Genomic DNA, 9,380 nt, shown 5'->3' on the forward strand with positions numbered 1-9,380 from the left:
CCGCCTTCTCACGCACTCGTTGCGGGTGATGCACGCTCCCGTGCCCGTGCCGGGCGGCGGCGGGCCGCACCGGACGGAGCCGGGGCCGGGCGTGCCGGGAGCCCGCCCGCGGTGACGGGCGGGCTCCCGGCACGGGCGTTACTGCTGCTGCGCCAGACGCTTGTTGATCTCGCCCTCGACCGCCTTGGCGGCTGCGGCCGGGGACTTACCGTTCAGGACCGAGGTCATGTAGTCCTTGATGGGGTTCGGGGTGTTCTCCACCGAGGCCCACTGGGGGATGAGCGGGGTGACGCCGGAGGACTTCGCCGCCGCCGGGGCCTCGGCCTGGGCCGCCGGGTTGTCCTTGGCGAAGGAGGCGAGGTCCGGGGACTTGGGGGCCCAGCCGGACTCGGAGACCATGGCGCCGTCGGCCTTCTTGGAGAGGGCGACCTTCAGGAACTCCTTGGCGAGGTCCTGCTTCTGGCTGCCGGCGGCCACCGCGAGGTTGGAGCCGCCGAGGAAGACGCCCTCGGGCTTGTCGGCGCTCTCGCCGGGGATGGTGAAGAAGCCGATGTCGTCCTTGATCTTCGGGTTGGCCTGGACGGCGGTGGCGGCCTCGTAGCCCATGGCGATGATCGCGCCGACGTCGCCCTTGGCGAAGACCTGGGCCTGCTGCGGGTTGGCCTCGTCCTTGTTCTTGGGGGCGTCGCTGAAGGCCTGGTAGTCCTTGTAGATCTGCATGGCCTTGGCGACCTTGGGGTCACCGAGGTTGGAGACGTACTTGTCGCCCTGCTTCTTGACCAGCTCGCCGCCGGTGCCGATGATCAGGCCGTCCAGGAAGTACCAGTTCTGGCCGGGCAGGTAGAGCGGCTGGGCCTTGGTCTTCTTCCCGATGGTGTCGAAGTCCTTGAAGAGCTCGGCACGGGTCTTGGGGGTGCCCTTGATGCCGGCCTGCGCCCAGACCTTCTTGTTGTACATCACCACGCGGTTGCCGGCGTACCACGGCAGGGCGTACTGCTTGCCGTCCACGACCGCCGACTTGTTGAAGCCCTCGCTCCAGTCGGCGCCGAGCTTCTTCTTGAGGTCACCGAGGTCGGCGAGGCCACCGGCGGCGGCGTAGGCGGCGGTGTGGGTGTTGCCGATCTCCACCACGTCCGGCGGCGTGGACTCCGACAGGGCGGTCGTCAGCTTCTGCTGGATACCGTCCCACTGCTGGACCTTGAAGTCGACGGTGGCGCCGGTCGCCTTCTTGAAGTCGGCCGAGACGGTCTTCGTCCACCCCGCGGGGTTGGAACCGGACATCACCCAGACGGTGAGCTTCTGACCCTTGTAACCGTCGGGACCGGCCTTCGCCCCGCCGTCACCGTCGTCGGCCCCGCAGGCAGTGGCACCGACCATCATCCCCGCGACGGCGACCGCCGCTATGAGCCCACGCTTCATTCGCGCTCTCCCCTGAAGGCACCCGGTGGTCTTAAATGGTTTAGACCAGTGCGCCGTAGCTTGGCCTAGACCTATTGGGGTGTCAAGGGTGTATAAGAGCACCTGTCGGCTCCGTTACCGGACCGACATCTCGGCTTCACCGAGGGCCGCCGGCTCCGCCGCACCGGCCCCGCAGAGCCGGGCCGAAAGCGCCGGCACCCACGCGTGTCACGATAATGAGTCGCAACATACGGAGGAGCCGTGACGCCAGCGCGAGCGCGGCCGGAAGGGCGGGCCATGGACACCGACGGGGCCACGGCGGAACCGGCGAACGGCGCCGCACGCACCGCGCGGGTGCCGAAGTACTACCGGCTCAAGCGCCACCTGCTGGACATGACCCAGACCCTGCCCCCCGGCACGCCCGTGCCGCCGGAACGCACCCTGGCCGCCGAGTTCGACACCTCCCGCACCACGGTGCGCCAGGCGCTCCAGGAACTGGTCGTCGAGGGACGGCTGGAACGCATCCAGGGCAAGGGCACCTTCGTCGCCAAGCCCAAGGTCTCGCAGGCCCTGCAACTGACCTCCTACACCGAGGACATGCGCGCCCAGGGCCTGGAGCCCACCTCCCAGCTCCTGGACATCGGCTACGTCACCGCTGACGACCGCCTGGCGGAGCTGCTGGACATCTCGCCCGGCGGCCGGGTGCTGCGCATCGAGCGCCTCCGGCTGGCCAGCGGCGAGCCCATGGCCATAGAGACCACCCACCTCTCGGCCCGCCGCTTCCCCGCGCTGCGCCGCAACCTGGTCAAGTACACCTCGCTGTACACGGCCCTGGCCGAGGTCTACGGCGTGCGGCCGGCGGAGGCCGAGGAGACCATCGAGACCTCCCTGGCCACCCCCCGCGAGGCGAGCCTGCTGGGCAGCGACGTCGGCCTGCCCATGCTGCTGCTCTCACGCCACTCCGTCGACGTCGAGGGGCAGCCGGTGGAGTGGGTGCGCTCGGTCTACCGCGGCGACCGGTACAAGTTCGTGGCGCGCCTGAAGCGTCCGATCGACTGAGGCCCGCCGCCCGTCCGTGACCGGCCGGTGCAGATACGCCTGCACCGGCGGGCCCCCTCCACCGGTGCCGCCCGGAAAAGCCGGTGACGTGCTCCCCGCCGCCCACGGCCACGTGCCGCGCGGCACCCCCTGCGCTCCCTCCCCCGGACCGCCCCCGAGCCGTCCGGAAAGCGGACCTCCCCCGTCCGGGCGCCGGCGAACTGCCAGCTCAGCAAGGCCGTTGCCGTACCGATATGCGGACGGGTAGTGACGCGTCGGTCGGCCCTGTCCTAGATTGCGTGCGCTGACCTGGGCCATGACCATCGCTGAACGGAGCCGCCGCCATGTCCGAGCCGCCACCTTCCACCGCTGCCGCCCCCGCGAGACCGGTCGTCACGCCGGCACGTGTGGTGGCCGGCATCTGCCTGGTCATTCCCTTCGTGGCGATGCTGTGGGTGAGTTCGTACGCGAAGGTGGAGCCGGCCTTCATCGGCATTCCGTTCTTCTACTGGTACCAGATGGCGTGGGTGCTGATCTCCGCGGTGCTCACCGGCATCGCCTACCAGCTCGTCAAGCGCGATGAGCGGGCCCGCAAGGGGGGTTCGCGATGACCGCGGCGCTCACCGGAACCACCGTCCAGCTCGCCGAGACGCTCCAGGTCAAGAACGGCGTCAACACCGTCGCCCTGATCGTCTTCGCCTTCTTCTTCGTCCTGGTCACGGTGATGGGCTTCCTCGCCGCGCGCTGGCGCCGCGCCGAGAGCGCCGCCAACCTCGACGAGTGGGGCCTGGGCGGCCGCAGCTTCGGCACCTGGGTCACCTGGTTCCTCATCGGCGGCGACCTGTACACCGCCTACACCTTCGTGGCCGTCCCCGCCGCCATCTACGCGGCCGGCGCCTCCGGGTTCTTCGCGGTGCCCTACACGATCATCGTCTACCCGATGATCTTCACCTTCCTGCCGCGGCTGTGGTCGGTCTCCCACCGCCACGGCTACGTCACCTCCTCGGACTTCGTCCGGGGCCGCTTCGGCTCGCGCGGGCTCTCGCTGGCCCTCGCCTTCACCGGCATCCTCGCCACCATGCCGTACATCGCCCTGCAACTCGTGGGCATCCAGGCCGTGCTGGACGTCATGGGCATCGGCGGCGGCGACAACACCAACTGGTTCGTCAAGGACCTGCCGCTGCTGATCGCCTTCGGCGTGCTGGCCGCCTACACCTACTCCTCGGGACTGCGGGCCCCGGCGCTCATCGCGTTCGTCAAGGACGCGCTGATCTACATCGTCATCGCCGTGGCCATCATCTACATCCCCATCCGACTGGGCGGGTTCGAGCACATCTTCGACGTGGCGGGCAAGACCCTGTCGCAGACCAACCCGGCGACCGGCAAACCCCGCGGCGAACTGGCCAGCGGACCCAACGCCCAGTGGGCGTACGCGACGCTGGCGCTGGGCTCCGCGATGGCGCTGTTCATGTACCCGCACTCGGTGACCGCGACGCTCTCCTCGCGCAGCCGCAAGGTGGTCCGCCGCAACACCACCATCCTGCCGCTGTACTCGCTGATGCTGGGCATGCTCGCCCTGCTCGGCTTCCTCGCCCTCGCCGGCGGGCTGAAGCTCACCAACGGACAGCTGGCCGTGCCGCAGCTCTTCGAGTCGACCTTCCCCGACTGGTTCACCGGCGTGGCGTTCGCGGCCATCGGCATCGGCGCGCTGGTCCCGGCGGCCATCATGTCGATCGCCGCGGCCAACCTCTTCACCCGCAACGTCTACAAGGACTTCATCCGTCGCGACGCCACACCGGCCCAGGAGCACCGGGTCGCCAAGCTGGTCTCGCTGGTGGTGAAGGTCGGCGCGCTGATCTTCGTCCTGACCATGGACAAGACGGTGGCGATCAACTTCCAGCTGCTGGGCGGCATCTGGATCCTCCAGATCATGCCGGCCCTGGTGGGCGGCCTGTTCACCCGCTGGTTCCACCGGTGGGCGCTGCTGGCCGGCTGGGCCGTGGGCATGGTCTACGGCACCGCGGCCGCGTTCGGCGTGGCCAGCCCCACGCAGAAGCACTTCGGCGGGTCCAGCGCCGAGATCCCCGGCATCGGCGAGATCGGCTACATCGGACTGACCGCCTTCGTCCTCAACGTCGTGGTGACCGTGGTCCTCACCTTCGTCCTGCGGGCGGTCAAGGCCCCCGACGGCGTGGACGAGACGGTGCCCTCGGACTACACCGCCGACTCCGACGACCCCGAGGTGGAGGTCCCGCTGCCGCCGGCGACCGCCGCCGAGGAGGAGGCCCCGGCCGGGCGCTGAGAGGGACACGCCGCACACGGCGCACACCGGCCGTGGGGGCCGTCGGATGTCCGGCGGCCCCCACGGCCGTTCCCGCCGGAGCTGTCACGGCGGCGCCGGCGCCGCCGGGTCGTCACCGCACCCAGTCCTTCAGCGCCTCCGTCTCCAGCGGGATCCCGACGGGCTCGGGGAGGTGGACGGTCTTCCCGAACGGCACGGTGCGCGCGCTCTCGTAGCGGGTGCCGTCGGGCTCGCTGTAGACGGTCACCTCGCAGGAGTCCCGGTCGACGAGGAGGTAGACGGGGATGCCCGTCTCGGCGTACGCCCGCGGCTTCTCGACCCGGTCGCGCTGGTCGGTGTCGGAGTCGTAGGAGGTCACCTCGACGACCATCAGCACCTCACTGGGGTCCGCCCACTCGCCCTGCCCACCGAAGACACCGCTGGGGGCGAGCGAGCCGTCCGGCCGCGCGCGGCCCGTCCGGTACGCCTGGACCTTCAGGCCGCGCTCGGGATAGAGCCACAGCTCCGGTCGGGACTGGAGGCAGATGCGGGTCAGCCACTCGATGATGAGGTCATGGTCTCCGTCCGGCACCGCCCGGCTCCTGATCTTCCCGTCGATGAGCTCCACCCGCGGTCCCTCCGAAGTGCGGGCGAGTATGCGGGTCCACTCGTCGAACTCGTCGGGTTGGATGTGAAAACGGTCTTCTACAGCCGTCATGAGCTACCTCCCAGGAATGTCCAACATTAGCGGCCGGCACCGACAAACGCTCTCCTCCCACACCACCCAACACAACATCTGGGGGTGCTTTCGCCCCCGCCCACAAGATGTATGCTCGTCCCCGCTGTCGTCGCAGGGGAACCCGGTGGAAGTCCGGGACTGTCCCGCAACGGTGAGCGGTGCCGCCCTGCGCTGCGGCCCGCGAGTCCGACCACCTGCCGACGGTGACCGCCGCGCCCGCCGGCGCGGTGCGTCGACCACGTCCGGGCTCCGAGGGTTGGGCCGGTGGACGCGATGCGGCATGCCCGCGGCCTCTCGCGGTGCCGCCGTGCCCGTCCCGCCCCCGCTCTCCCCCGGTCCGCCAACGCCGAGTGAGGGAGAAGCACCCGTGACCATCGCGCCCACGGACCCCGCGTCAGCCACCAAGGACGGGCCCGCCACGCCCGCCGCCCACGAGACCGGGCCCACCGACGCGCCGGGCACGGCGCTGTTGCGCAGCCTGACCGAGCTGACCGCCGACCTCCCCGCCACCGACCCCGGCCGGGTGGCCGCCGCCGCGCTGCGCGGCCGCAGCGGCTCCGCCGACGAGGCGGAACTGCGCGGTCTGGCGATCGAGGCCGCCGCCGGTCTCATCGGCGAGGAGCCCGAGTACTCCCGGCTCGCCGCCCGGCTGCTGACCCTGGCCGTCGCCGAGGAGGCCGCCGCCGAGGGCGCCACGTCCTTCTCCGCCTCGGTGGCCACCGGACACCGCGAGGGCCTCATCGGCGAGTCCACGGCGGCCTTCGTCGCCGAGCACGCCGCGAGCCTGGACGCGCTGGTGGAGCGGGCGCTGGCCGACGGCGCCGACGACCGCTTCGGCTACTTCGGGCTGCGCACGGTCTACTCCCGCTACCTGCTGCGCCACCCGCTGACGCGCCGCGTGGTGGAGACCCCGCAGCACTTCCTGCTGCGCGTGGCCTGCGGCCTGGCCGAGGACCACTCGGCGCGGGCCCTGGCGGACGTGGCGGAGCTGTACCGGCTCACCAGCACCCTCTCCTACCTGCCCTCCTCCCCCACGCTCTTCAACTCCGGCACCACGCACCCGCAGATGTCCTCCTGCTACCTGCTGGACTCGCCGCTGGACGAGCTGGACTCGATCTACGACCGCTACCACCAGGTCGCGCGGCTGTCCAAGCACGCCGGCGGCATCGGGCTGTCCTACTCCCGCATCCGCGCCCGCGGTTCGCTGATCCGCGGCACCAACGGGCACTCCAACGGCATCGTGCCGTTCCTGCGCACCCTCGACTCCTCGGTGGCGGCGGTCAACCAGGGCGGCCGGCGCAAGGGCGCGGCCTGCGTCTACCTGGAGACCTGGCACGCGGACATCGAGGAGTTCCTGGAGCTGCGGGACAACACCGGTGAGGACGCCCGCCGCACCCACAACCTCAACCTCGCGCACTGGATCCCCGACGAGTTCATGCGCCGCGTCGAGACGGACGCCGACTGGTCGCTGTTCTCGCCCTCCGAGGTGCCGGAGCTGGTCGACCTGTGGGGCGAGGAGTTCGACGCCGCCTACCGGGCCGCCGAGGCCGCGGGGAAGGCCGAGCGCACCGTTTCGGCCCGCACCCTCTACGCCCGGATGATGCGCACCCTCGCGCAGACCGGCAACGGCTGGATGACCTTCAAGGACGCCTCGAACCGCACGGCGAACCAGACCGCCGAGCCGGGCCGGGTGGTGCACTCCTCGAACCTGTGCACCGAGATCCTGGAGGTCACCGACGACGGCGAGACGGCCGTGTGCAACCTGGGCTCGGTCAACCTCGCCGCCCACCTGGGCGAGGACGGCGAGATGGACTGGGAGCGGCTGGACGCCACCGTCCGCACCGCCGTGACCTTCCTGGACCGCGTGGTGGACATCAACTTCTACCCGACCGCGCAGGCGAGCGCCTCCAACTCCCGCTGGCGACCGGTGGGTCTGGGCCTGATGGGGCTCCAGGACGTCTTCTTCCGGCTGCGGCTGCCCTTCGACTCGCAGGAGGCGCGCCGGCTCTCCACGCGGATCTCCGAGCGGATCATGCTCGCCGCCTACGAGGCCTCCTGCGACCTCGCCGAGCGGCACGGCCCGCTGCCGAACTGGTCCGCCACCCGCACCGCCCGCGGCGTGCTCCACCCCGACCACTACGCGGACGCCGAGCAGACCTGGCCCGAGCGGTGGGAGGCGCTGCGCGCCCGCATCGCCACCACCGGACTGCGCAACTCCCTGCTGCTGGCGATCGCCCCGACCGCGACCATCGCCTCCATCGCGGGCGTGTACGAGTGCATCGAGCCGCAGGTCTCCAACCTCTTCAAGCGCGAGACGCTGTCGGGCGAGTTCCTCCAGGTCAACACCTACCTGGTGCAGGAGCTCAAGGCGCTCGGGCGGTGGGACGCCGCCACCCGTGACGCGCTGCGCGAGGCCAACGGCTCCGTCCAGGAGATCGAGCGCCTGCCGCAGGAGCTGCGCCTGCTGTACCGCACCGCCTGGGAGATCCCCCAGCGCTCGCTGATCGACATGGCGGCGGCCCGCACCCCGTACCTGGACCAGAGCCAGTCGCTGAACCTGTTCATGGCCTCACCCACCATCGGCAAGCTCAGCTCGATGTACGCCTACGCCTGGAAGCGCGGCATCAAGACCACCTACTACCTGCGGTCGCGTCCCGCCACGCGCATCGCCCAGTCCGCCAGGGGAGCCGAGGCCGCGCGGCAGCCGGCCCCGGCCGCCCCCGCCCCGGTGACCGACCCGGACGCGGTCACCTGCTCCCTGGAGAACCCCGAGTCCTGCGAGGCATGCCAGTAATGACCACCACCGACGACACCCGTACCGCGGAGGTCCCGCAGCCCCGCTCCGCCAGCGAGGCCGCGCACACCGCCGGCGCGGCGAAGAACCTGCTCGACCCGGGCTTCGAACTCACCCTGCGGCCCATGCGGTACCCGCACTTCTACGAGCGCTACCGCGACGCCATCAAGAACACCTGGACCGTGGAGGAGGTCGACCTCCACTCCGACGTCGCCGACCTCGCCAAGCTCTCCCCCGGCGAGCAGCACCTCATCAGCCGCCTCGTGGCGTTCTTCGCCACCGGCGACTCGATCGTGGCGAACAACCTGGTGCTGACCCTCTACAAGCACGTCAACTCGCCCGAGGCGCGCCTGTACCTGTCGCGGCAGCTCTTCGAGGAGGCCGTGCACGTCCAGTTCTACCTGACGCTGCTCGACACCTACCTGCCCGACCACGACGACCGGGTCGCCGCGTTCGCCGCGGTGGAGAACATCCCCTCCATCCGTGAGAAGGCGCAGTTCTGCTTCCGGTGGATGGACGAGGTGGAGAGCCTGGACCGGCTGGAGTCCAAGGCCGACCGGCGCCGGTTCCTGCTGAACCTGATCTGCTTCGCCGCGTGCATCGAGGGCCTGTTCTTCTACGGCGCCTTCGCGTACGTCTACTGGTTCCGCAGCCGGGGCCTGCTGCACGGCCTGGCCACCGGCACCAACTGGGTCTTCCGCGACGAGACGATGCACATGGACTTCGCGTTCTCGGTCGTGGACACCGTCCGCGAGGAGGAGCCCGACCTCTTCGACGAGGAGCTGCGCGAGCAGGTCACCGCCATGCTGCGGGAGGCCGTCGAGGCGGAGCTGCAGTTCGGCCGCGACCTGTGCGGCGACGGCCTGCCCGGCATGAACACCGAGTCGATGCGCGAGTACCTCCAGTGCGTCGCCGACCAGCGCCTGCAGCGGCTGGGCTTCGAGCCGGTCTACGGTTCGCGCAACCCCTTCTCCTTCATGGAGCTGCAAGACGTGCAGGAGCTGACGAACTTCTTCGAGCGCCGCGCCTCCGCCTACCAGGTGGCGGTCGAGGGCTCGGTCTCCTTCGACGACGAGTTCTAGGCGGGCGTCCCCGCACGCGGCGAGGGGCCGGGGCCCGCGGTACGTCCG

The 9,380-nt window shown here is 70.6% G+C and carries 7 protein-coding genes and 1 riboswitch; of the genes, 5 read left to right on the top strand and 2 right to left on the bottom strand.

Features of this window, described 5'->3' with window-relative positions; genetic code table 11:
* Nucleotides 1-138 precede the first annotated feature (138 nt).
* Complete coding sequence (locus tag ACFV3R_RS13125) at nt 139-1,419, bottom strand: extracellular solute-binding protein (RefSeq protein ID WP_385580291.1); 1,281 nt, start codon at nt 1,417-1,419, stop codon at nt 139-141.
* 276 nt (nt 1,420-1,695) lie between these two features.
* On the opposite strand from ACFV3R_RS13125, the gene ACFV3R_RS13130 reads away from it, so the two are divergent.
* The 3 genes from ACFV3R_RS13130 (at nt 1,696) to mctP (ending at nt 4,738) form a co-directional block, all read left to right on the top strand.
* Nucleotides 1,696-2,457: a GntR family transcriptional regulator gene (locus tag ACFV3R_RS13130; RefSeq protein WP_385580293.1), complete on the top strand. Its 762-nt coding sequence runs from the start codon at nt 1,696-1,698 to the stop codon at nt 2,455-2,457.
* A gap of 323 nt (nt 2,458-2,780) precedes the next feature.
* Complete coding sequence (locus tag ACFV3R_RS13135) at nt 2,781-3,047, top strand: DUF3311 domain-containing protein (RefSeq protein WP_385580296.1); 267 nt, start codon at nt 2,781-2,783, stop codon at nt 3,045-3,047.
* Nucleotides 3,044-4,738 carry a monocarboxylate uptake permease MctP gene (mctP, locus tag ACFV3R_RS13140; RefSeq protein WP_385580299.1) on the top strand — a complete coding sequence of 565 codons (1,695 nt, stop codon included), beginning with the start codon at nt 3,044-3,046 and terminating at the stop codon, nt 4,736-4,738. Before ACFV3R_RS13135 ends, mctP begins: the two co-directional genes overlap by 4 nt.
* A gap of 112 nt (nt 4,739-4,850) precedes the next feature.
* On the opposite strand, the gene ACFV3R_RS13145 is transcribed toward mctP, so the two are convergent.
* Nucleotides 4,851-5,435, bottom strand: coding sequence for a Uma2 family endonuclease (locus tag ACFV3R_RS13145; RefSeq protein WP_385580303.1), 585 nt, complete (start codon nt 5,433-5,435; stop codon nt 4,851-4,853).
* Nucleotides 5,436-5,569: 134 nt separating this feature from the next.
* Nucleotides 5,570-5,652, top strand: a riboswitch (cobalamin riboswitch).
* A gap of 171 nt (nt 5,653-5,823) precedes the next feature.
* Between ACFV3R_RS13145 and ACFV3R_RS13150 the strand changes: the two genes are divergently transcribed.
* Nucleotides 5,824-8,250, top strand: coding sequence for a ribonucleoside-diphosphate reductase subunit alpha (locus ACFV3R_RS13150; RefSeq protein ID WP_385580306.1), 2,427 nt, complete (start codon nt 5,824-5,826; stop codon nt 8,248-8,250).
* Nucleotides 8,250-9,332, top strand: coding sequence for a ribonucleotide-diphosphate reductase subunit beta (locus ACFV3R_RS13155; RefSeq protein WP_385580309.1), 1,083 nt, complete (start codon nt 8,250-8,252; stop codon nt 9,330-9,332). The genes ACFV3R_RS13150 and ACFV3R_RS13155 overlap by 1 nt, the downstream gene beginning before the upstream one ends.
* The last annotated feature ends 48 nt before the right edge of the window (nt 9,333-9,380 follow it).

The organism is Streptomyces sp. NPDC059740, from assembly GCF_042733155.1.
GTDB lineage: Bacteria > Actinomycetota > Actinomycetes > Streptomycetales > Streptomycetaceae > Streptomyces.